Genomic DNA, 23592 nt, shown 5'->3' on the forward strand with positions numbered 1-23592 from the left:
ATCTATTTCCTTCGCGGAAACGCTTGTGTTGGAAGGGATTGCAGCTGCAATTGGAAGTGTCGGCGACGCCTACGACAATGCCCTCACGGAGTCGACGATCGGACTGCTGAAAGACAGAAGCGATTTCCAAGAGCAGTCCGTTTCGGCAAGGGCCCGATCAAGACAATCGACGACCTCGAATTCTTGGGCAATGGAGTGGGTGGATTGGTCCAATGCCCGTTGCCTGCACAGCACCTTGGACTACGTCCCTCCGGACTAGTTCGAAGCCGTCTGAATACTCTCAACTACCGATTCTCCAGCCGGAGATATCGCCCGTATAGAGCGGCAAGAAACCCGGCACGGTTCAAAGTAGATCAGAACCAAAACTCAGATGCCGCTGACACCATTCACGGTGCAAGTCGGACTACTCTGAACTTAAGCAGTTGATGTGGGCGTGCTGCTCACTGGATTGATTGGCCTCAATTGCGGGGCGTATGAGGGTGACGTGGATGAGTGATTTCGATCCACACTCAACACAGCGGGACACCGCCCGCGTTATCGCCGAGGAACTCATCGCGACAGGGTTCGCTGATGTCCGTGCGATCGGTCGTGGCGGGTTCGGTGTTGTGTTCCGCTGCCGGCAACCGGCCTTGGACCGCGTGGTCGCGGTGAAGGTACTCACCGCTGATGTCGACTCGGAGAGTAAGGCGCGTTTCTTGCGCGAACAACGTGCGATGGGCCGGGTCTCTGGTCATCCTCATATCGTGACCGTGCACGATGTCGGCACAACCGGTAGCGGTCGCCCGTTCATCGTTATGCAATATCATCCACGTGGTTCGCTAGAGGCCGAGATCCGCCAGAACGGTACGCTTCCGTGGACCGAAGTCCTTCGGGTTGGTGCCAAGCTTGCGGGTGCGCTCGAGACCCTGCATCGGATGGGCGTACTTCACCGGGATGTCAAGCCCGGAAACATCCTCATCACTGATTACGGGCAACCCCAATTGACCGACTTCGGTATCGCGCGCATCGCCGGGGAGTTCGAGACTGTCGCGGGAACAGTTATGGGTTCGCCTGCCTTCACCGCGCCGGAAGTACTTCGAGGAGAAGCTCCTTCGGTGGCCTCCGATATCTACGGTTTGGGAGCAACACTGTTCTGTGCTCTCACAGGGCATGCCGCCTTCGAGCGGCACAGCGGTGAACATGTAGTGGCGCAATTCCTGCGCATCACATCTGAACCGACTCCCGAACTGACTGGTGCAGATATCCCTGAGGATCTCCGCGTGATAATCGAACGGTCGATGGCTCGCACAGTCGGCGACCGGCCGGTGTCTGCGGAAGAAGTGGGAAACCTCCTTGTCGATGCTGCACGCCACAACAACCGGAACGTGGACGAGATGGAACTTCAGGCCGGGTCGCGCGATTACCGAGCAGATGAGGTGGGCGCAGATCGCGGCGCTGTGTCGACGGGACGTGAGCAATGCTCTGTAGGAGAGATCTCGTCATCACCGGGCCTGCCACGACGTACCAAAGACGGAAGCCTGCCGTGCGAGTTGACCAGCTTCATCGGTCGTCGCCACGAGTTGACCGAGGCCAAACGTCTTCTGTCGGGCTCTCGGTTGGTGACGTTTACAGGGACAGGTGGCGTCGGTAAGACGCGGTTGGCGTTGAAAGTCGGCTCGGATGTGCGTCGCACTTTTGCCGATGGGGTGTGGTTGGTGGAACTGGGACAGCTTCGCGATCCGGCACTGCTGGCACATACTTTCGCCGACACGGTCGGCTTGCAGCAACGTTCCGCGCAGCCACCATTGACAATGCTGGTCGAATACCTCACGGAAAAGCAGTTACTGCTGATCGTCGACAACTGTGAGCACATGATCCTCCCGGTCGCAGAACTAGTCGAAGCGCTGCTCCATGTGTGTCCTGACCTGAAGGTCCTCGCTACCAGCCGTGAACCTCTGGGCATTGGCGGTGAGACAGTAATGAGGGTGCCTCCACTTACGGTTCCGGGGACCACCCTCCCTCGCCAACCCCGGCATGGAGCAGCGATTTCCGACGCGGTCGCACTTTTCGTCGAGCGGGCGAAAGCGGCGGTACCGAACTTCGACCTCACCGATGCCGATCAAGCAGCGATCATGCAGATCTGCCGACAGCTCGACGGGTTGCCATTGTCGATCGAGCTGGCGGCGGTGCGGTTGCGATCGATGTCAGCGACACAGATCCTCGACAGAATGACCGACAGGTACGCCCTGCTGACCCGGGGCCACCGCGGCGCACCGAGTCGACAGCAGTCGCTACGCTTGTCGATCGACTGGAGCTACTGGCTGTGCTCCCCGGACGAGCAGCGACTGTGGGCGCAGGTCTCCATATTTGCAGGTTCCTTCGACCTCGACGATGTCGGAGGGGTAAGCGGTCGACTGTTCGGCGCGGTGCCACTAGTGGACGTTGTCGACTCACTGGTAGGTAAGTCGGTTCTCACTCGTGAAGAAACTGCCGCCAGGGTGCGATTTAGCCTGTTGGAGACTCTCCGCGCGTACGGTCGTGGAAGACTTCGGGAAGCCGGTGAGTATGCAACTCTGCAGCGCAGGCATCGGGATTACTACCTCCAGATGGTGAAACAATCGGAGTCCGAGTGGATTTCGCCAAAACAGGCAGAATGGATCACCCGGTTGCGGCAAGAACAACCGAACATCCGCGATGCTCTCGAGTACTCTGCCTCGGAGATCGGTGAGGCCGTTACCGGCCTGGAAATGGCAAGCGGCTTGTACCCATTCTGGTACACCCGCGGTTTGTTCAGTGAGGGCCGGCGTTGGATGGGCAGACTTCTCGCCGTCGACAAGGAATCCGCGACGGCGCAACGAATAAAAACCATGTGCTGGAGCGCCGAGATGGCAGGCATGCAAGGGGATTTCGTCGCGGCGACACCCCTTTTGGTGAAGGCCCGAGAACTGGCCCAACATCTGGGCGAGGACGAAATCAGCGCGGTGGTGTCCTATGTGGAAGGGAACTTGGCGTTGTACAGCGGTGACACGAGCCGAGCGGTCACTCTATTCGAGCGCGCTCTCGACGGTTTGCACCCTGAGACGAATCTCGTTCGACGGATCGAAGCCCTGGTATCTCTCGGAGTCGCCGGATGGGTGCTCGGAGATGCCCCGCTCGCCGTCGCATCACATCACGAAGTGTTGACAGTCACCCGAGAACATGGTGAATCCGTGTACCGCGCATATTCACTGTGGTCACTCGGCCTCGTGTCGTGGACTCAGGGACAATTACGCGAGGGAAGTGAGTTCTTGTCGGAAGGAATACGATCCGCTCATCACGTCGACGATCCAGTTACCGGTGCACTGTGTGTCGAAGCGTTGAGTTGGATTGCTGCAGAAGAAGGTCGAGACGAAAGAGCGGCGGTGCTCATGGGTGCTGCCCGAGCGCTCCGAAAGATCGTGAGCGGTCCGACAGTGCACATTCCGGGGATCGTCGACAACCATACTCAGTGCGTACGCCGAACACGAAAGGCGCTCGGTGTCGACGCGTATGCGGCGGCTTATCGGAGCGGGAAGGCCCTCAGTTTCGACGAAATCACTGCGATAGCTCTCAACGAGACACCTCCCGTTCCCTCAACCCGGCCAAGCGAGGCAGGTAGTAGTTTGACCAAACGCGAGCGCCAAGTAGCAGAATTGGTCAGTGAGGGTCTGACCAACAAAGAGATTGCGACGAGGCTGTTCATTTCACCCCGTACCGCTCAGGGGCACGTAGAGAACATTCTGATCAAGCTAGGGTTTACGTCACGAACCCAGATCGCGGCGTGGCATATCGAACGTGCCCACTAGGCCATAGCGCAGATTCATCGTCGCTGGGCAGCGTCGTGTTTACCGAAACACCATATCGAGTCGGCTGGGCCGGCGCTCCGACGAACTGAACGACGCGATTGGTTTGTACGCGTGTGCCGAGTTCGACGACCCACGCGTACAAACCGTCTCAGTCAGATTCGCGGCGCGGTCACGGTCTCGAGACCCGCTAATTGACCAGTGGGGCGTGTGGCTCCCACACCGGCGACCGAAGACACTTCTTCCAACGATCGACCCTTTGTTTCCGGAGACATGAGGAGACAGATCACAAAGGCGACCGCCGTCAGAATCGCTCCGAAGAACATCGTCGTTCCCGTTCCCAACGTGGAAATGCTCATCGGCAGCAGGTAGGTGCCGGTGGCCGCACCGAAACGGCTGACCGCCGTGGCGATACCGACCGCCGTCGCTCGAAATTCTGTCGGAAAGAGTTCGTTGGGGTAGATCCACACCAGGATGCTCGGCCCGCCGGAGATGAACGCGTATGCACAAAAAGCTGCGACAACGAACCAGAGCGGCCCGTCCGCCCATAGCCATAACCCGGTCAACGGTAGAACCATCAGCGCCAATGGGATGACGGCGATGGGGCGTCTACCCCACTTTTCCACGAGAAACAGTGCAGGAATCGATCCGGCCACGATAAGTCCGATAATGACGGTCTCTACGATGAGACCCACGGATCCGTCGCCGGAAATGGCGAACCCGGACAAGATGGTGGGCAGGAAGGTCAGCAATGCGTACAGCGGTGTAACCACTGCCAAATAGAGAGCGCTGCACATGATCAGCCGGGCAAGATACTGACCGCGGAAGTAGATCCGGAGGTCCACCTTCGGTTTGTCGGCCACGGCGTCGATCGCGACTGTGCTCAAGTCCAATCTGGTCCCGTATATCTTTTCGACCACGGCCTCGGCATCCGCCACGCGGCCGTTCTTGAGGAGCCACCGCGGCGACTCTGGAATCCCACGTCGCACGAGGATCACAATCACACCCAGAATCGCGCTGGAGGCGAGAAGTAACCGCCAATGGTCGTTACCGCCGGAGATACCTACCACGAGCGCCCCGACTATGTATGCGGCGACTGCACCCGCTGACCACGCGACGGCGGACATCCCGACCATTGCTCCACGCTTCTTGGTTGGGGTGAATTCAGTGAGAAGCGAGGTGGCTATCGGATAGTCCGCACCGATCGCAGCGCCGATGACAAAGCGCAAGATGATGAGCTGCCAGGGCATTTGGACGAACACCGACAAGGCGCAGGCGAGGACCAATACGACAAGATCGAGCGCATACATCTTCTCGCGGCCTATCCGATCGGTGAGAAATCCGAATATGCTGGCGCCGAAGAAGATCCCGATGAGTGAGGCGGCGCCGATGAGACCTGATTCGGCGGTTGTCGGGTGAAGCTGTTCGGATACCCCGAGCAGTGCCACGCCGATGATACTCATAACGTAGCCGTCCAGGAAAGGACCACCACAGCATGCGACCAAAAGTTTGGTGTGAAACCCGCGTTTTGCGGGCCTGTCCATCACGTCGAAAGAACTCATTTCGTCTCCACGTAGATTTGTGCCCGCACCGACGAGGCGGCGGGCGGGTCAGCCGGGCTCAGCGGGGTGCCATCGGGCGATGTCTTGTTGAGCGTCGAGTAGGCGAGCTGCTCGAGCAGTAGTGCGGCATGGTGCGGTGTGTCGGCGCTGACGTCCAGAACTTGCTTGGTCACGCTCAACGCCAGGGATGAATGTGCCGCGAACTCATGAGCGATTCGCAGCGCATGCGCAAAATGATCTGCAGGATAGGCGATCTCACTGACGATCCCCCACCTCTCGGCTTCGGTTGTGTCAAATCGACGTCCGCGTAGGACGAGGTCGCGAGCACGCCCTGCCCCCGCGATTCGCGAGATGCGAGCCACCCCACCCGAGGACGGCAGGATTCCGATTCCGATCTCGGGGAATCCGAACACTGCTGCCGGATCTGCAACTCGGATGTCGGTAGCGAGTGCGAGCTCGAGTCCACCACCGAGGCAATAGCCCGTGATTGCGGACACGGTCGGTTGTGGCAGCCCGGCAAGCACCTCGTACACCGAACCGGAAGTCCGGTAATACTCTGCGATCGCCTCAGGTGTCATGGATCGGAGTTCAGTGACGTCTGCGCCGGCCGAGAACACCGAGTCACCACCGGTGAGAACTACTGCCCGACTGGACTTCACCTCCGGCGATCGCAATGCTTCGAGCATCTCGGCCTCCAGATGGGTGGACAGGGCGTTGCGTTTGCGTACTCGCCGCAGCGTGATGGTCGCGACGCCGTTGTCGCGAGCCACCTCGACGGTGCCGGCGCTTTCATTGGACACGGACTACTCCCCGTTCGTGGCATAGCGGAACGACAGCAGATCGTCCAGGCCCCGCTTGTTGGCCTCGTTCGCGATGACCAGACGCTGGATTTCCGACGTTCCTTCCCAGATGCGATCGACGCGCAGTTCTCGCCACAACCGCTCGACGGGGTAGTCGCGAATGTAACCGCGGCCGCCGAAAATCTGGACGGCCCGGTCAACCACTCGATTCGACGCCTCGGAGGCTGCTAACTTCACCGTGGCAGCTTTGGCATGCAGTGTCTTTCGGAGTTCCGCGTCGTCCGGATCGGCCTGATCGAATTCCCATGCGATCTGGTGGGTGAGAGCGCGGTTGGTCGTGATGTCGACAACGGAATCGGCGATCATCCCTTGGATCAGTTGACGATTGATCAGCGGCTCGCCGCCTTGAATACGCTCGCGCGCCCAGTCGACGGCCAGGGTCAGTGCACGCTCGGCGGCACCTATCGTGCGCGCTCCGATCATCAGCCGTTCTTCGGTGAACCAGTCACGGGTCAGGTCGTGGCCCTGTCCGATTCTCCCGAGGACGGCGTCCGCTCCCACGCGTACGTTCTCGAAGCGGAATTCGGGATGCTCGTACACGAACGTGTGTGTGTATCGCGGGGTGTGCGTGATCTTCACACCCGGGGTGTCGACGTCGACAAGAAATATAGTTGCCGCGTTCTCTGGCTCGACGTTAGCCAGCACGATGAGAAAGTCGGCGACGTCACCTACTGTGACAAACCATTTCTCACCGTTGATGAGGTACCCGCCGCTGCCGTCGGGAGTGGCGGTGGTGCTCGCAGCGGAGAAGTCCGAACCTGCGTTGGCTTCCGAGATCGCTACTGCGTCCCGGCGGTCTCCGCGGGCGCCGGGGATCAGATAGCGTTCCCGCTGTTCCGGTGTGGCATGGGTGAGCGGGTTGGCCGGACGCCATACGGTGTCCCACAACGCATTTGTGAGCTTGCCGAGTTCGTCCTGCACTACAGCCTGCTCGAGTACTGTCAGTCCGGCACCGCCGTATTCGACAGGGGTGTTGATTGCTTGCAGTCCCGAGGCGAGAACCGCCGCCTTGATGGTGGCGTGCGCATCGTCGGAGAGTCCGTTGTTCTTCTCGCACTCGTTCTCGAACTGCATAATCGTGTCGGTGAGGGCGCGTGCTCTCTTCTTGAGGTCGGCAAGGCGCGGGCTGTATGCAAATTCCATAATGTCGGTGCTCCTGTGTCAGTGGGTAGTAGGTGAGGCGAGTACGATTCGTGCGTCGAGCCCGAGAGCATGCTTCGGAGTGACGAACAGAGGGTTGATCTCGAGTTCCGCGATTTCCGGGTGTGCCGTGGCCACAGCCGTGACAACCGCGATTGCATCTGCGGCGGCGTTGATAGCGACGGGGAGATGCCCCCGGACGCCTCGGAGCAGCGCAGAGGCCCGCAAGCTTTCGAGCAACCGGCGCGCAGTCTCCGCGTCCACCGGAGCGAGCGCAAAGGCAACATCTGCAAGGACTTCGGTGTAGATGCCACCGAAACCCACCATGGCAACGGGCCCGAACCTGGCGTCGGTCTGCACTCCTACGATGAGTTCGACACCGTCGTTCAGGTCGGCCATCGCTTCGACGCAGTATCCAGATGCACTGAGTGCGTCATCCATCAACCGGAAGGCGTCGGAAAGTCGCTGCTCCGTTTCCAATCCGAGTGCCACGCCGCCGGAGTCGGATTTGTGGAGCAATCCCATTGCTTTAAGGACCACCGGATATCCGATACTGTTCGCCGCCGCGATTGCCTCGTCACAGGTGGAAACCATTCTGGCTGAGGGAAACTCGACGCCCGCGCTCCGAAACAGTTCACGGGCATCCCAGTAACCGTCGCCGGTTACCGGGTCGCCGCCGCCACATGGTAGTTGCGAACAGACCGTCGGCGCGCATCTGGCGGCAAGAGCACCGAGAGTGCCCGCTGCGTCCTCAACAGCGCCGAAGACCGGCACGCCGCTCGCGGCCAAGACCTTGGCTGCCACGCTCTCAGGATGCATCGTATGCACGACAACAGGTTTGCCGTGTAGTCGAGTCGCCATGACCATCGCCCGTGCGGTCTCGATCTCGGCATGTGCGAGACTCTCACCATAGCTGCCGTAACCACCGAAATAGCCGGTGAGCAGAACCGAATCGACTGTCGGATCGGCAAGAACGATGCCGAGGACCGATGCGAACGATGTGATGTCCTGCTCCCCTGCACCGGCAAGGTCGATCGGGTTGCTCACTCCCGCAGACGGCGGCAAGAGCGCACGCAGTGCGGCAGTAACGTCGGACGGAAACTCCGGCACCGAGAGACCAACCGCCTCCAGCACGTCCGCAGCGACGCCGGCATGGCCACCACCGTCGGCGATGACGCCGACTCGGTGGACATCCGCAGGCCCGTAACTGAGTAGCGTCGCGGCGACATCGGCAAGCTGCCGCGGGCTTGCGACCCTGTAAACACCGGCCGCGCGGCAGGCTGCATCAATCACGGCACTGTCCGAGGTCAGCGACCCTGTGTGTGACTGCGCCCCGCGGATCGACGCTTCGCTGCCACCGACGGTGAGGAGAAGGACGGGCTTGCCCGCCTCAGCGGCATAGGCAGCGGCGGCCACGAAGGCGCGCCCGTCTCCGAAATCCTCGCAGTACACCGCAATGAGATCGGTGTCCTTGTGGTCCACACAAGATCGGATGAGATCAGCTATACCGAGATCCGCCTGGTTACCCAATGATACGAACCTGGAGAAGCCGTGCCCACGAGCGGCGAAGAACTGGCTGAGCTCGAGTGCCATGTTGCCGCTCTGCGAGAGCAGCGCAACACGACCTGCAGGTAGCGAATTCGAAGCCAGTGTCAACGACGTGCTCGAATCGAGCACCCCCAAGCAGTTCGGCCCGAGCAAGACAGCCCCTGCGTCTCGTACCCGTGCGACGACCCTCTCCTGCAGAGCCCGGCCGGCAGCACCGAGTTCGGCAAAGCCGGCGGTGACCCCGACAATCGCAGAGGCTCCAGCAGCGAGGGCATCATCCACGGCCTCCTCGAAACCCTCCGCTGGAACGGTGATTACAACGAGATCGACCCGTTCGTCCAGTTCCGAGAGACTTCGAATTGAAGGATGATCCAGGATCCGCTCGCCGCGCCGGTTGACAAGGTGAACGGACCGGCGCCCCTTCATACGCAGAGCCTGAACGCTAAGCCAATTGCCGTACTTGGACTCATCGTTGCTCGCCCCGAGAATGGCCACTGAGTCTGGGTTGAACAGTGCTGTCAGGTCGCGGCCGACAATGGCGTTCATCGAGTTTTCCCGACCATCGGCGCAGGGTGGCCTGCACCCCAGGCATCCGCCCCGCCGTCAATGACGACAGTGGTACCGGTGACGTAACTTCCTGCGGGCGAGGCGAGAAAGGTGACGACTCCCGACACGTCCTCGGCACTACCCAGACGTCCGAGCGGCACCGCAGAAGCCCACCGCGCACGTGCCTCGTCGCTGTAGTTTTCTTTCATCCCGTCGGTGGCGATGGTTCCTGGAGCGATACAAATCGACCTGATTCCGTACCGACTCCACTCCAATGAGAGTCCCGACGCGAGGTTTTCCAGAGCAGCCCGTGCGGAAGTGGCATGAACCATCGATGATATCCCCCGCCGAGGGGAGAACGCCATGAAGAAGATGGAACCGGACCCCTGCGGAATCATTGCGCGAACGGCCACCTCCCGGGTCACTGCCCATGTGGCGTCGACGGCAAGGCGGTGTACAGCGCGCCAGCCTCTATTCGTGATGTCTTCCGCAGCCGCGGCGAATTGTCCGCCCGCATTGTTGACCAATGTGTCGATGCGACCGAACCGTTCGAGGGCTTGACCCACCAGGGCGGTCACTTCGGTTTCTTCTCGAACGTCTGCTGACACGGCGAGAGCCCGAACTCCGAGCGCCTCGATCTCGGATGCGGTGTTCTCGAGGGGCTCTGGCCTACGGCCGCTGATAACGACATCCGCTCCACATCTGGCCATGTCGAGGGCAATCGCGCGCCCTATTCCGGTGCCTCCACCGGTAACCAGTGCCACCCGGCCGCGATGGACGTCAGGTTGCAACAGCTGCCCGACTCCACCGCCTGAGTTGTCCCATTCCATCGAGCGTCTGCCTCTCATAATGATTTCATCCGTCGACTGACTGATGAATCAGTTATACAGTGACGCAGTGCACACCTGTCAAGGGTTTTCCGAAAAACTTCTCACCGGCCCCGTGGAGGCAAGCTCAAAAACACCGGCGCTGAACTGGTAATTTCTGAAATAGCCCAGCGATGTGAGACTCATTAGACTTTCCGAAATTTGACTGACTAGTGCGTCAGTTTCCGACGTATGATTTGATGGATCAGTCAGTGACAAAGAAGGGCGAACAAGGAGACACTGTGACCACTCAACTCACCGAGGATGCGCGACGATCTGCGATTCTCGACGCAGCCGCCACACTGATCGCCGAACGTGGCTACCACTCAGTCCGGATCTCCGACATCGCCAAAGTCGTCGGCACCAGTACAGGCGCGGTGCATTACTACTTCCCCGGTAAGAGCGACGTGTTGACAGCGGCCCTCCGACACGCGATCGACAACGCGTTCGACCGGCAAAGCCGAGAACTCCAGGCCATCGACGATGCCCACCAGCGCCTGCTGCGCCTGATCGACATGCAACTGCCCCGCCTCGGACCAGTGCGGGACGAGTGGTCTATCTGGCTCCAATTCTGGACGGAAGCGACACTGCGGCCTGAACTCCGCCCGTTCCACAACACCTACTACGCCCGGTGGCACGACACCGTGGTCCGGATCGTCCTCCGCGGACAACGCCAGGGAGTTTTCCGCTCCGACGTCGACCCGGAAACCATCGCCCAACGACTCACCGCGCTCACCGACGGCGTCGCGATCCAGGTGTTGACTGGCGCACCAAATATGACGGTCGCTGCTATGAAGGAACTTCTCGTGCAGTTCGTCCACGACTCACTCGTCAAACCGCGGACGTGGTGACACACGCTCGACGACAACCGCCCTGGTCCTGATTCCAAAGTCGACGAAAGGTGAACTCTCACAGAATATTCGAGAAGCGACCCTCACATCGCGAGCACAAGCCCTCACCCGAAAGCTGCGCCACCCCAGCTCACGAGATAGCGACGATTGGGCGAAGGCTACGTCAATGGCAAGGAGCGGTGCCCCATTCGATTGGCAGATCAACAGTCATCCCCATGATGTGATCCTGGTAAGTCGAGATTTTTTCATAGCCGAGGAATTTTCTCGCCTTAACTGATTCAGAGTTACTTCGTCTCACCGCGACAGCCTTCTACGGGCGATCCGGAACCAGAGCGGCACTTGGGCGGTTTCTACACGACCTCGCGACAGGCCGAATCACCTCCCGCGGTATCGGACCCCACCATGCCACCGTTGACGAAGTCTGCGACTTTGCGCGCAATCTTGCGACCTACTCTCCGCTCATCCCCGCAACAGACAAACCACTTCCGGGCCGCTGCCACGGTAGGAGGTAGCGAGTCGATGAATCGGTTCGAGAAAAAAGTGGCATTAGTGACAGGTGCTGCGAGTGGTATCGGCCGTGCAGTCGCGGAACAGATCGCTACAGAGGGAGGGGCAGTTATCGTCGCGGACATCCAAGATGACCTCGGTTCCGCTGTGGTGCAGTCGATCGTGTCCGCCGGCGGTCGAGCTGTTTACCGTCATCTAGATGTCTCGTCCGAAGCCGATTGGGATAGGGCGGTGACCGAAGCTGTGGACACCTTCGGCGCCTTGGGAATTCTGGTCAACAACGCTGGTATCGCTCATCCGCAGCTCATCGAGGACACCAGCAAAGATCTCTACGATCGAGTCATCGCGGTAACTCAGACCAGTGTCTTCCTCGGACAGCGGTCGGCGAGTTCCGCATTGAAGGCCTCAGGGTACGGTTCTGTCGTCAATGTAAGTTCGATGTTCGGCGTTGTCGGGGGATTTGGATCGGCGCCGGCATACGCGGCTGCGAAGGGCGCAGTGCGGACGTTGTCCAAGAACACCGCGATCGCGTGGGCCAAGGAAGGCGTCCGCGTGAACTCCGTGCATCCAGGATTCATCGACACTCCCACCCTCGGAGACGAGGGTCGAGCACAGATGATCGCCGTGACCCCAATGGGAAGACTCGGTACCGCAAGCGAAGTGGCCGGACTCGTTGCCTTTCTGGCGAGCGACGAGGCATCGTTCATTACGGGTGGAGAGTTCCTCGTGGATGGCGGATACACAGCGCAGTAGCATTGCGCGTGTGGCTGGCACTAGTTTCATGCCAGCCACACGTCCTAGTGTGGCGGGGAATCCCGCAGTGTGGGTGACTCTCCGGCACCGGGGATGCTCTGGTACCACTGCGATCTCAGCTGACCCCGTCGCGCACGACCAGACTCGGCAGTGATGGATCGCACCAACTACAGCAAATACGATCCGTCAGCGCCGCAACATTTCATTCCTACTCGCCGACATTCCCGGATCGTCGATCGCAGTGGGGGTCAGAAATTCCTTGTCCGGCTCGGTCCCGTCGGACGGCCAGCCCACAACATCGGGATATCCGTAGCGGCAGGCCAACATTCCGATGACGTCCTCCCCCACCTGGTCGTACTTCAACCACGACGGCGGCAGCACCGGAGGCGTCGAGCACCCAACACGGAAGTGCCACTTACAGCTGGTGAGTGGCACTTCCGGCCGTCGATTTACCTGCGTTTCAAACCCTCTACGACGAACAAATCGCCACACTCCCCGCAGTGCAGCGCGTCAGCTCCACCCTCGTCATGAAAAGCGTTGCACACGACAGACCACTACCCCTATGACGACGCCGGGAAGCCTTGGGCTGGAATCGATATCGAATGATCAGTCACTGGGCGAGGAAACAGAATCAGCTAGTACATTCCTATAAATGCTTCTCTTCACGACCGGGGCCGGTGATAACCTGCGGTTCAGTGAACCCGTAATACCCCCAGATGCCGTTCTCGACGCCTATCCCAATCCACTTCCTGCCGCTGAACGGTAGGTCCATTCTCAAACCGCCGCTATGTGTATGCACCGAAACCTGACCGCAATCGAGACGAGCTGCGAGTCTGTATGCACTCTCCTGATCAGCACTCCACACCGACGCAGTGAGACCATATGGTGAATTGTTCGCGCGCAGTATCGCCTCGTCCTCGTCGCGGAATGTCAGTACCGGAATGACCGGCCCAAACTGTTCTTCCGCTACGACTGGCATGTCGTCTGTCACGCAATCGACAATAGTCGGCGGATAGAAGTATCCGGCGCGGTCGAGCGGAGTTCCACCCGCCACGACGGACTGCGTCGTCCACGAGCCCCTTCACGCGATCGAACTGGGCCAGGTTGTTTGTGCTTCGGCGGAGTTGATCGCGTCGAAGCTCTCATCGGGTCCGGATCCTCAACTCAACGTGCGGCGCAGCCAGTGGGTACTGCGCAAGATGCTCTTCGGCCGGGCCGCCGACCAGGTCGCACTGCCAGGATGGATGCCATGGTGGGTTACCGGAGCCAGATTGCGGCTCGGCGCCGTAGCCTCAGGCAGCCTCACCCGCTACGGCCTGCCCCGGCCATCGCACAAGCCGAGCCAGTCGCACCCGGTGCAATCCGAGCAACTGCGCGCACGACTCAATGCCGGCGCGATCATCCCACGCCCGGGCATCGATCGATTCGACAGCGACACAGTGGTTTTCACCGACGGGCGCAGCACGCGAGCCGACCTGATCGTCTGGGCCATCGGCTACCGGGTCAGTTTTCCGTTCCTGGACACGGATCTGATTCGCGCCCGCGACAACGATCTTCCGCTGTGGAAGCGGACCGTGCACCCGGACCTTCCACTGGGCCGAACAACTCCACGTTCAGAGATATAAACACAAACCTAGCGCTCTTTGAACCGGTCGGACTGACAGATAATCACAACACGCAGGTAGACCGGAACGCGCCGAGACCGCATACCGGAGCGTTCTGTGGGTATACGTCAGGCATGACGGTTCCTGTGAATGCACAATCACAATTACAGGTGCTCGTGGTGAGCACTCTTGTTCTCAGTGCTGTATTTCTCGCCGTCGCCGGAATTCTCGAAGGTGATTTCGGTACGGCCGTCTGGGTCGCGGTGGTTCTGCCACTCCTCTTCGATTGGCGGATCACCGTGCGAGGCAAGCCTTCTGCGATCCGCCCCGACTCACCGCGGTGGCAGGCAGCAAAACTCACGTACGTCCTCGCTCTCGGGGTGGCGGGCACGGCGCTTCTGGTTTTCGACGACCGCGCCTTCGCCCGCATCTCGGGCCTACTCCTGATTGTCACCACCGTGTGCTATCTCGCGGCTTTCTACGATGCACGCAGGCTCAGACCTCAGACGGCGTAATCGACTGATCGCGGTCCCCTTTGACAACTTCCCTTGCACAATGGACGGTAAGGGTAGCTGGATGCGAACAAACAGGACACCGACCACCGTGAAATACCGTTGTGAGGAGCAGAAGTTCATGCCAGAGCCGAGAAGAGCCGAACACACCGACTTCGTCGCCGCAAATCCCATCTTCTCCAGACCCGGGGAAGATTCGGTCGCCTCGAAATACACCCTCGAACCTGACGGCATGCTTCCCGAGACCGCGTATCAAATCGTCCACGACGAAACGATGTTGGACGGAAATGCGCGGCTGAATCTCGCGACCTTTGTCGGCACGTGGATGGATGACCATGCCACACGCCTGTATTCGGAGTCGTTCGACAAGAACATGATCGACAAGGATGAATACCCACAGACGGCCGCGATCGAAACATACTGCTGGCGAATGCTCGCCGACCTGTGGAACGCACCGTCCCCGAAGGACGCGATCGGCACGTCGACCATCGGCTCGTCGGAAGCCTGCATGCTTGGCGGGCTCGCTCTCAAGCGCCGCTGGCAGCATGCGAGGCGAGCGGCAGGCAAGCCGGCTGATCGGCCGAACATGATCATGAGTTCGGCCGTACAAGTCTGTTGGGAAAAGTTCTGCAACTACTGGGACGTCGAAGCACGATACGTCCCCATCAGCGAGGAACATCGCACGCTCGACGGACACGATCTGGAGAAGTACGTCGACGAGAACACCATCGGTGTTGTCGCGATCATGGGTGTCACCTACACCGGGATGTACGAACCCGTCCTCGAGATTTCCAACGCACTCGACGCGATCCAGAAGAAGACCGGACTCGACATCCCGATCCACGTCGACGGGGCGTCAGGCGCAATGATCGCACCGTTCCTCCAACCGGAAATCGAATGGGACTTCCGGCTCCCCCGAGTTCATTCCATCAACACGTCGGCGCACAAATACGGCCTCGTGTATCCGGGCCTCGGTTGGGTGGTGTGGCGCTCGGAGGATCTGCTCCCCGAGGATCTGGTGTTCAAAGTCAGCTATCTCGGCGGCAGTATGCCGACCTTTGCACTCAACTTCTCGCGCCCCGGCGCCCAGGTGATCTTGCAGTTCTACATGTTCCTGCGGCTCGGCCACGACGGTTATCGTTCGATCCAGCAGTCGTCGCAGGACGTCGCAAAATTCCTCGCCGAAGGAATCGGCAAGCTCGACGCCTTCGAACTCTGGAACGACGGCAGCGACATTCCGGTGTTCGCGTGGCGACTGAAGGCCGGGCACACCGAGAATTGGACGCTCTACGACCTGTCGGATCGGTTGCGCGCCAAAGGCTGGCTCGTACCGGCGTATCCCATGCCAGACAACCTCACCGACCTCACCGTGCAGCGCATTGTCGTGCGCAACGGCCTGAGCATGGACTTGGCTGCCAACTTGCTGGGTGTCATCGAGGAAGAAACCGCATTCCTCGACGAACTGTCCAGCCCGATGCCCAAGCCCCGCGTCACCGAGGGATTCCACCACTGAACGCGCCTTACAGAACAAATGCGGCCGTCAGACCCGTGAGGGTCTGACGGCCGCATTTGTTCAGCCAGGTAAAGATCAAGCAGCGCAAGCCGGGGTGGTCAGCTGAGCAAAGCTGACGATCTGGCACGCGGTGGTCTTGGACAGAGCCCAGTCACCATCGAGGTTCACGAAAACAGCGTTCATGCCACCGGCGAGGGGCTGGCCATTGAGAATGATGCTCAACGGTGCGGTAGCCGTGCCGCTGCCCGAATCGGTGACGGGGTCGACAACCTCGACCTGTGCGCCGGCAGCCTTGGCGGCAGCGGCGACCTGGTTGATCAGCTCGGGATCGGCGTCTGCGCCCTCCACGAACTTGACCTTCTCAGAAGACGGAACGCTCTCGTCGAGTGCCGTCACGATCTTGGCATTGAGCTCGGCTGCGGTGGGCAGCGCGATATCGACCTCGACCGTGGTGGTCGTGGCCTTTGCCGAGGTGGTGGTCTTGGGGGCGGGCTCGGCCTCTTCGGAACTGCAGGCAGTCATCGTCAGGGCCGCTGCAATCGCGACGGCTGCGACGGTCATGTTACGAAGCTTCAACTTCTCAGTCCTATCCATTCCGGTTTTCACATACGAACGTTCTCAGCACTGACGTGCATCGCTCGCGGTCCGCTACAACATTACCCAACGGTAAGCCGAAAAAGTCTAAGGGTGTCCTTAGAGAAGGCTGTCGAGCGCATCCGCCACCTGAAGCGACGCGTCGTCCTCGGTAAAGGTTTTGGCGATTCCTGTTCCGGTGGAACGGGTTTCGAATCGAATAGTCACCACTCCATGACCGGCGCCCTGCACCCATCCGTGCCCGAATTCGGGATGGCTCACATCCAGACCGGGGTGCCAGTACCGCTCCGGAACTCGCGCCGGAACGGGACTCTCGTCGAGATCCTCGGCGAGAGTATCGATCGGATACCCGGGAACATCCTGATCCAACTCCGGGAACAGGGAGCCCTGACGAACAGTCGACAGCCCGGCAAATCCCACCCCCACCAGTCGGATCGGCCCCAATTCCACCGGATCGATCACTTGCTTCTGCGCCGTGGCAATCAGGATGGCTCGATCGAGTGTGGCGTATGGCAAGGTCACCGACCTGGTCAGCACACTCATGTCGGATTTTTTCAGCTTGAGCACTACCGTCCGCGCCGCCCGGCCGTCCTTTTCGAGACGGGAGAATGCCGACGCGCCGCTGCTCTCCACCGCCACGCGCAACTGCCCCAACGTCACGATGTCACTTGCGAATGTCGATTCCGCACTGATCTGCTTGGAGTCGGCACGCTCGGCCACGGGGCGATCGTCGATGCCCTGTGCCAGGCGATGTAGGCCAGGGCCCACCGTCGTACCCAGGATGGACGCGACCTCCGATATCGGGGTGCGCGCAAAACCACCAATCGTCACGATCCCCAACTTTTTGAGCTTCTCCTCCGCCACCGGGCCGATTCCCCACAGTTTCCGAACCGGCAGCGAATCGAGGAGTTCATGCTGCTGCCCCGGCGGCACGACGGCCACCCCGTTCGGCTTGGCGAGCCCAGACGCGATCTTCGCGACCTGCTTGCCCGCACCCGCCCCGATGGAGGCAACCATCCCGGTCTCCGCCAGCACCAAGGCCCGCAGTTCCTCACAAAACGCCCGTACCTCATCGGCACCGGCTCCGGCCAACTCGACCGGTTCGCCAAAGGCCTCGTCCACCGACAACTGCTCGAGCACCGGCATGCGCAGCCGCAACGCGTCGAACGCCCCTTTACTGAGCACCGAATACAGCGACATACGCGGCGGGAGAACCACTGCACCGCCGCCCACCAGACGCCGCGCCTGATGCATCGGCATGGCCGACCGAGCCCCGAATGCACGGGCTTCGTAGCTGGCACCGGCAACCACACCCCGGCCACCCAGCCCACCCACCATGACGGGCCGTCCGCGCAATGTCGGACGGGTCAATTGCTCAGCAGAGGCAAAAAACGCATCCATGTCGAGATGAAGCACCCACCGGCGGCTTCGTGTGGGATCACCCTGGTTCATCGGCGGTCACAGTTCTCGATCTCGGCGCGTGGAGGATTACTTCTGGACCTTCGGCTTGGCCTTCTTGGGAGATTTCTTCTTGGGCAGCGCAAGCGCGTCAGCTGTTCGCTGGATGAACGCGTGTAGCCGATCCACATCGTGAAACCGCTCCTCCGGAACCCGGTAATACGGCTTTGCACCTGGGTACGGCGGAGCAAGGTCGGCGTCCGATCCGAACTCCGCACCGACCTCGGTTGGCTTGACGAACAGAACGTCACCGCAGATCAAACCCACAACCTTTTCGTCGCAGTACAGGCCGTACTCACCGAACATGGCCCGCGCCCGGACGTCGAGCGGCTCCAGCTGCTCGAGAATGCGTGCGACGGTTTCCTGGCTCGTGCCCATGACAGCAAACTACTCCGGTGCTCCGACATATTTCGGGGCACCGGAGTAGGCATGCCTGCTAGACCTTCGTGATCGCCGCGCGGATACCGTCGCCGAGATCGACGGCGCTGTCCCCCGCCTCGCCGATCGTGAACGACGTGGCCAGAACCTCACCGGCGATCAAGTCGCGATGGCGGTCAGCCCAGTCCTTGCGATCCTCGGGCACCTCGAGAACGACGTTGATGCGATCCGAGACATCGAGTCCCGCAGCGCGACGCGCATCCTGGAGTTGACGGATCCTGTCCTTGGCCCAACCTTCGGCCTCGAGCTCTTCCGTCACGACGGAGTCGAGCACGACAAGTCCCGCACCATTGGGCAGTGCTGCCGTCGAATCAGGCTCGGCTGCAACCAGTTTCTGCGTGTACTCCTCGGGCAGGAGCTCGATGCCGGCGGCAACGACCACTCCGTCGGCGTTTTCGGTCCAGTCGCCGGCCTTGACGGCCTTGATGACGGTCTGCACGGACTTGCCCAGACGCGGACCCGCAGCACGTGCGTTGACCGCAATCTCGAACCGACCGTGAACGTCCACATCGTCGGTCAGGTCGACCTTCTTGACGTTGACCTCGTCAGCGATCAGTCCGAGGAACGGACGCAAGCGCTCGGCATCCGGTGCCGCAACCGTGACCTCGGGCAGCGGCAGACGAACACGCAGATTCTGCGCCTTACGCAGGCTCAAAACCGTCGAGCACACCGTGCGCACGTCGTCCATAGCCGAAACGAGTTCCGGATCGGCGGGCAACTCGGACTCCGTCGGCCAATCGGCAAGATGCACCGAGCGTTCCCCGGTCAATCCACGCCAGATCACCTCGGACACCAACGGCAGCAAGGGCGCAGCCAGACGCGTCACAACCTCGAGCACAGTGTGCAGCGTGTCGATGGCTTCACGATCCTCGTCCCAGAAACGTGAACGTGACCGTCGCACATACCAATTGGTGAGCGCATCACAGAACAACCGAAGCTCGTCACAGGCTCCCGCGATGTCGTTGGCCTCGAGAGCGTCGGTGATGACGTCACGTGTGCCCGCAAGCTTCGCGAGGATGTACTTGTCGAGGATGTTCTCCGAATCCGTGCGCCACACACCACATTCCGGTGCGTACAGCTGCAGGAAGCTCCAGGCATTCCACAACGGAAGCAAGGCCTGACGCACACCTTCACGGATGCCCTGCTCCGTCACGACCAGGTTGCCACCACGCAAGATGGGCGAGGACATGAGGAACCAGCGCATGGCATCACTGCCGTCGCGGTCGAACACCTCTTTGACATCCGGGTAGTTACCCTTGGACTTGCTCATCTTGAGTCCGTCGTCACCGAGGACGATGCCGTGGGCTGCAACAGTTTTGAACGCCGGCCGATCGAACAGAGCCGTCGCCAGAACATGCAGGGTGTAGAACCAGCCACGAGTCTGACCGTTGTACTCGACGATGAAGTCACCCGGGTAGTGGCTCTCGAACCAGTCACGGTTCTCGAAGGGGTAGTGAACCTGGGCATACGGCATCGAGCCGGATTCGAACCAGCAGTCCAGAACCTCGGGAACTCGACGCATCATCGACTTGCCGGTCGGGTCGTCCGGGTTCGGGCGCACGAGATCGTCGATCATCGGACGGTGCAGGTCGGTCGGACGCACACCGAAGTCTGCCTCCAACTGATCCAACGAACCGTAGACGTCGGTACGTGGGTACTGCGGGTCGTCCGAGACCCACACCGGGATGGGGCTGCCCCAGTAGCGGTTTCGGCTGATGTTCCAGTCGCGGGCACCTTCGAGCCACTTGCCGAACTGACCGTCGCGGATGTGCTCGGGAACCCAGGTGATGTCCTGGTTGAGTTCGACCATCCGGTCACGGAACTTGGTGACAGCCACGAACCATGACGGAACCGCCATGTAGATGAGCGGCTGACCACTACGCCAACTGTGCGGGTACGAGTGCTCGATCGTCTCGTGCCGCAACAGCTTTCCGGCCGCCTTGAGATCCTTGATGATGACGGGGTTGGCGTCGAACACCATCAGGCCCTCGTACGGCGGCACCATCGACGTGAACTTTCCACCGGGGTCGAGAGGCTGAACGACCTCGATGCCGTTGGCAGTGGCAACATCCATGTCCTCTTCACCGAAAGCCGGTGCAAGGTGGACGATTCCGGTACCCGAATCGGTGGTGACGTAGTCAGCCGACAGTACGACGTGAGAGTTCGGGTGCCCGACAAAGAAGTCGAACGGCGGCGTGTACGACAGGCCGACCAGTTCGCTGCCCTTGTGCCGGGACACGACCTCGGGCTCGTCCCCCAGTTCACGGGCGTAGTGGGCAACCCGAGCTTCGGCGAGCACGTAACGCTTGCCGTCCTGGCCGAGAACCTGGACATAGTCGATGTCGGGGTGAACAGCCAAAGCAAGGTTGGACGGCAGTGTCCACGGCGTCGTGGTCCAGATGATCGCATTCGCGCCGTCGAGCGGGGAGCCGGCCGCGACCAACGGCATCTCGACCGTGACCGCCGGATCCTGACGCATCTTGTACGCGTCGTCGAGACGGGTCTCCTGGTTGGACAGCGGCGTCTGCTCGTACCAGCTGTACGGGAGAACCCGGAAACCCTGGTAGATCAGGCCCTTGTCGAAGAGTTCCTTGAACGCCCACATGACCGACTCCATGAAGTCGAGGTCCAGGGTCTTGTAGTCGTTGTCGAAGTCGACCCAACGAGCCTGCCGGGTGACGTACTCACGCCACTCGTCGGTGTACTTGAGAACCGACGCCTTGCAGTACTCGTTGAATTTGGCGAGGCCCATCACATCGATCTCGGACTTGTCCTTGATGCCGAGCTGCTTTTCCGCCTCGAGCTCCGCGGGCAGACCGTGGCAATCCCAGCCGAATCGGCGCTCCACCTTGCGTCCACGCATGGTCTGGAAGCGCGGCACCAAATCCTTGACGTACCCCGTCAGAAGGTGGCCGTAGTGGGGCAAGCCATTGGCAAACGGAGGTCCGTCGTAGAAGACGAACTCCTCGTTGCCGTCACGATTGCTGACCGATGCCCGGAACGTATCGTCATCGGCCCACTCTTTCAGGACCTTCTGCTCCAGAGCCGGAAATTTGACTCCGGTGTCGGCGGGGACGTCGTAATCGACTTTGGGATACCGGTTATTCGCCACTGCGATCTCCTCGTGCCAGTTCTACTCGGCACGGGGACGATATGTGCGCCTCTGCGCACGTACCGCGGTACCACCCCGCTTGCAACCCGTGAATCCGGCGATGAGTACCGGGCTTTCCGAGTTGCCTCTCTTCGCGAGCTGTGACGGGCTCACCCGTTCGGTTCTACTGAGCGTCTGACAGGCCATTACCTGTCTGAACACCGTTCTTCCGAAGGCTCCCCGGTGATTGCCGGTTCATCGCCTGTAGTTGCTGACGAACAGTCTAATGCTCGCCGTTTTCGTTTGCCGACCCGCCGTGGTTTTTCGGCAAATCCGTATTGCCCGGCGTATCGGCGTCGGCGGCTGTATCTGGCTCGTCCAACGGCAGAACCGCCCTCTTACCGGTCAATGCACTGACCAGCAGGAGGACGGCACCCGCCAAACAAATTGCAATACATGCCCACGCCCAGATAATCGACCCGGTGGTCAGGGCGATGATCAGGAAGGCAAACCCTGCCGCCGCGAGTCCTATCGTCACGACCAGCACGTGTCAACCTCTACCCGATGTCGGCACTGACCTGTCGAGTATCCCTCGGTCAGCTGTTTCCCTTTGCGAACGACGGACTGCTGAAGGACTCCTGGCCACCGTCGACCGGCACCGCGGAACCACGCTGTTCGAGTTCCTCGAGCTGCGACTCCAGGTAGGACTTGAGACGTACCCGGTATTCACGCTCGAACGTCTTGAGCTGCTCGATTCGGCCTTCGAGGACCGATCGCTGCTGGTTGATGGTCGCCATGATCTCGGTGTGCTTCTTCTCGGCGTCTGCCTTGAGAGCATCGGCCTTCTCCTGAGCCTGGCGAAGCTGGGTCTCGGAGCGAGTCTGCGCGTCGGTGAGCATTGCTTCCGACTTGTTGCGAGCGTCCGCGATCATGCCGTCAGCCTTGCTGCGAGCCTCGCTCATCAGCTGCTCGGAGTTGGTGCGGGCACTGCCGAGCAGCTGCTCGGACTCTGCCTTGGCATCGCCGGTGAGGCGATCTGCCATCTCCTGAGCCAGGCCGAGAACCTTGGCCGCCTGCATGTGGGTGTCGCCGCTCTGCGGAGCAGGGGCAGCAGCAGCCACGGGAACCGGCGCCACAACGGGAGCGGGCTTGGGAGCCTCGACCACGCGAGCCGGTTCGGGCTTGGGCTGCGCTACCGGGGCACCTGCATTGGCAGCCGGGGCCGGCGCCTTCTTTGCAGCAGCAAGTTCCTGATCCAGCTCGCTAACTCGCTGTTGCAGATCTGCATTTTCCTCGATGAGCTGCGAGAGCGCCTGCTCGACGAGATCAAGAAATGCGTCGACCTCGTCTTCGTTGTAGCCACGCTTGCCGATAGGCGGCTTGCTGAACGCAACGTTGTGCACGTCAGCTGGAGTCAGTTGCGGCATGGAAGGATCCCTTCACGCGTCATTTGGCGGTCAAGCAAGCATTCAGTTACAGCACGGTGTGCGTAGCAGCTAACCACTACGCGAGTTATGGGTTCCATTCTGGCACACCCCACTCAATTACCGGGCCGAGCCGACAACCGACATCAGGATGATGACGATGAAAAGCAAGACCATGATGGATAGATCCAAGCGAACCCCACCCAGGTTGATCGGGGGGATCAACCTACGGAGAAGTTTCACCGGCGGATCGGTGATCGTAAAAACGGTTTCGAGAATGATGGCGACCACTCCCGACGGACGCCAGTCTCTGGCGAACGAACGAACGAACTCGACAATCACTCTGCCGATCAGCAAAAGCCAAAACACAACCAGCACGAGGTAGATCACATCGAAAAGCGCGTTCACACCCTCACTCTGCCTGACTTCTGCGTCGCGTCCAAAACAGACACTCGCTATCCGAGGCCGGATAACGAGGCTGAGAACTCACCAAGCCGCGACCGTGAACACCCCTGGCATGCGACC

At 60.6% G+C, this 23592-nt stretch carries 21 protein-coding genes; 7 read left to right on the forward strand and 14 right to left on the reverse strand.

The genetic code is table 11. The features are described from left to right. The first annotated feature begins 25 nt into the window (after positions 1-25). Both FFI94_RS34770 and FFI94_RS18270 read left to right on the forward strand, forming a co-directional pair. The gene (locus tag FFI94_RS34770; protein ID WP_185993239.1) at positions 26-259 is read left to right on the forward strand and encodes an integrase core domain-containing protein; all 234 of its coding nucleotides are present in this window, start codon (positions 26-28) and stop codon (positions 257-259) included. A 229-nt stretch (positions 260-488) separates the two neighbouring features. After that, positions 489-3803, forward strand: a complete 3315-nt coding sequence (locus tag FFI94_RS18270) for a protein kinase domain-containing protein (protein ID WP_138869078.1) — start codon at positions 489-491, stop codon at positions 3801-3803. 152 nt (positions 3804-3955) lie between these two features. Here the strand turns inward: FFI94_RS18270 and FFI94_RS18275 are convergent, their stop codons facing one another. The 5 genes from FFI94_RS18275 to FFI94_RS18295 are packed head-to-tail and all read right to left on the reverse strand — an operon-like array spanning position 3956 to position 10286. After that, on the reverse strand, positions 3956-5362 hold the full coding sequence (locus FFI94_RS18275) for an MFS transporter (RefSeq protein WP_138869079.1): 1407 nt from the start codon (positions 5360-5362) through the stop codon (positions 3956-3958). After that, positions 5359-6162 (reverse strand): enoyl-CoA hydratase/isomerase family protein, encoded by an 804-nt coding sequence (locus FFI94_RS18280; RefSeq protein WP_138869080.1) that lies wholly within the window; start codon positions 6160-6162, stop codon positions 5359-5361. Before FFI94_RS18280 ends, FFI94_RS18275 begins: the two co-directional genes overlap by 4 nt. A 3-nt stretch (positions 6163-6165) precedes the next feature. Continuing rightward, positions 6166-7365, reverse strand: coding sequence for an acyl-CoA dehydrogenase family protein (locus FFI94_RS18285; RefSeq protein ID WP_138869081.1), 1200 nt, complete (start codon positions 7363-7365; stop codon positions 6166-6168). Between the two features lie 18 nt (positions 7366-7383). Beyond that, complete coding sequence (locus tag FFI94_RS18290; RefSeq protein WP_138869082.1) at positions 7384-9456, reverse strand: acetate--CoA ligase family protein; 2073 nt, start codon at positions 9454-9456, stop codon at positions 7384-7386. Beyond that, positions 9453-10286, reverse strand: coding sequence for an SDR family oxidoreductase (locus FFI94_RS18295; protein WP_138873267.1), 834 nt, complete (start codon positions 10284-10286; stop codon positions 9453-9455). The genes FFI94_RS18290 and FFI94_RS18295 overlap by 4 nt, the downstream gene beginning before the upstream one ends. A gap of 278 nt (positions 10287-10564) precedes the next feature. On the opposite strand from FFI94_RS18295, the gene FFI94_RS18300 reads away from it, so the two are divergent. Together FFI94_RS18300 and FFI94_RS18305 are read left to right on the forward strand one after the other, a co-directional pair. After that, complete coding sequence (locus FFI94_RS18300; RefSeq protein ID WP_138869083.1) at positions 10565-11173, forward strand: TetR/AcrR family transcriptional regulator; 609 nt, start codon at positions 10565-10567, stop codon at positions 11171-11173. 519 nt (positions 11174-11692) lie between these two features. Further along, complete coding sequence (locus FFI94_RS18305) at positions 11693-12433, forward strand: SDR family NAD(P)-dependent oxidoreductase (protein WP_138869084.1); 741 nt, start codon at positions 11693-11695, stop codon at positions 12431-12433. A 186-nt stretch (positions 12434-12619) separates the two neighbouring features. Here FFI94_RS18305 and FFI94_RS18310 read toward each other — a convergent pair whose 3' ends face one another. Together FFI94_RS18310 and FFI94_RS18320 are read right to left on the reverse strand one after the other, a co-directional pair. After that, complete coding sequence (locus FFI94_RS18310; RefSeq protein WP_144298292.1) at positions 12620-12814, reverse strand: hypothetical protein; 195 nt, start codon at positions 12812-12814, stop codon at positions 12620-12622. A gap of 265 nt (positions 12815-13079) precedes the next feature. Continuing rightward, positions 13080-13487, reverse strand: coding sequence for an aldehyde dehydrogenase family protein (locus tag FFI94_RS18320; protein WP_138869086.1), 408 nt, complete (start codon positions 13485-13487; stop codon positions 13080-13082). A gap of 115 nt (positions 13488-13602) precedes the next feature. Between FFI94_RS18320 and FFI94_RS18325 the strand changes: the two genes are divergently transcribed. The 3 genes from FFI94_RS18325 to FFI94_RS18335 all read left to right on the forward strand — a co-directional run bounded on the left by FFI94_RS18325 (position 13603) and on the right by FFI94_RS18335 (position 16062). Beyond that, positions 13603-14058 (forward strand): hypothetical protein, encoded by a 456-nt coding sequence (locus tag FFI94_RS18325; RefSeq protein WP_221937762.1) that lies wholly within the window; start codon positions 13603-13605, stop codon positions 14056-14058. Positions 14059-14171: 113 nt separating this feature from the next. Continuing rightward, positions 14172-14552 (forward strand): hypothetical protein, encoded by a 381-nt coding sequence (locus tag FFI94_RS18330; RefSeq protein ID WP_144298293.1) that lies wholly within the window; start codon positions 14172-14174, stop codon positions 14550-14552. Between the two features lie 118 nt (positions 14553-14670). Beyond that, entirely contained in the window at positions 14671-16062 is a 1392-nt protein-coding gene (locus FFI94_RS18335; RefSeq protein ID WP_138869088.1) for a glutamate decarboxylase, read from the forward strand. Positions 16063-16137: 75 nt separating this feature from the next. Here the strand turns inward: FFI94_RS18335 and FFI94_RS18340 are convergent, their stop codons facing one another. The 7 genes from FFI94_RS18340 to FFI94_RS18370 form a co-directional block, all read right to left on the reverse strand. Then, positions 16138-16623, reverse strand: a complete 486-nt coding sequence (locus FFI94_RS18340) for a hypothetical protein (RefSeq protein WP_260684193.1) — start codon at positions 16621-16623, stop codon at positions 16138-16140. Between the two features lie 132 nt (positions 16624-16755). Further along, positions 16756-18108: a DNA polymerase IV gene (locus FFI94_RS18345; RefSeq protein WP_138869090.1), complete on the reverse strand. Its 1353-nt coding sequence runs from the start codon at positions 18106-18108 to the stop codon at positions 16756-16758. A 36-nt stretch (positions 18109-18144) separates the two neighbouring features. Beyond that, positions 18145-18492 (reverse strand): TfoX/Sxy family protein, encoded by a 348-nt coding sequence (locus FFI94_RS18350; RefSeq protein WP_138869091.1) that lies wholly within the window; start codon positions 18490-18492, stop codon positions 18145-18147. A 58-nt stretch (positions 18493-18550) separates the two neighbouring features. Next, on the reverse strand, positions 18551-21664 hold the full coding sequence (gene ileS / locus FFI94_RS18355; RefSeq protein WP_260684194.1) for an isoleucine--tRNA ligase: 3114 nt from the start codon (positions 21662-21664) through the stop codon (positions 18551-18553). Between the two features lie 262 nt (positions 21665-21926). Continuing rightward, positions 21927-22181, reverse strand: a complete 255-nt coding sequence (locus FFI94_RS18360; protein ID WP_397495459.1) for a hypothetical protein — start codon at positions 22179-22181, stop codon at positions 21927-21929. Positions 22182-22239: 58 nt separating this feature from the next. Then, positions 22240-23070: a DivIVA domain-containing protein gene (locus FFI94_RS18365; protein ID WP_138869094.1), complete on the reverse strand. Its 831-nt coding sequence runs from the start codon at positions 23068-23070 to the stop codon at positions 22240-22242. Between the two features lie 117 nt (positions 23071-23187). After that, positions 23188-23475 carry a YggT family protein gene (locus tag FFI94_RS18370; RefSeq protein WP_033231443.1) on the reverse strand — a complete coding sequence of 96 codons (288 nt, stop codon included), beginning with the start codon at positions 23473-23475 and terminating at the stop codon, positions 23188-23190. Positions 23476-23592 lie beyond the last annotated feature (117 nt).

It is taken from the genome of Rhodococcus sp. KBS0724 (assembly GCF_005938745.2).
In the GTDB taxonomy this organism is placed as follows: Bacteria; Actinomycetota; Actinomycetes; order Mycobacteriales; family Mycobacteriaceae; genus Rhodococcus_F.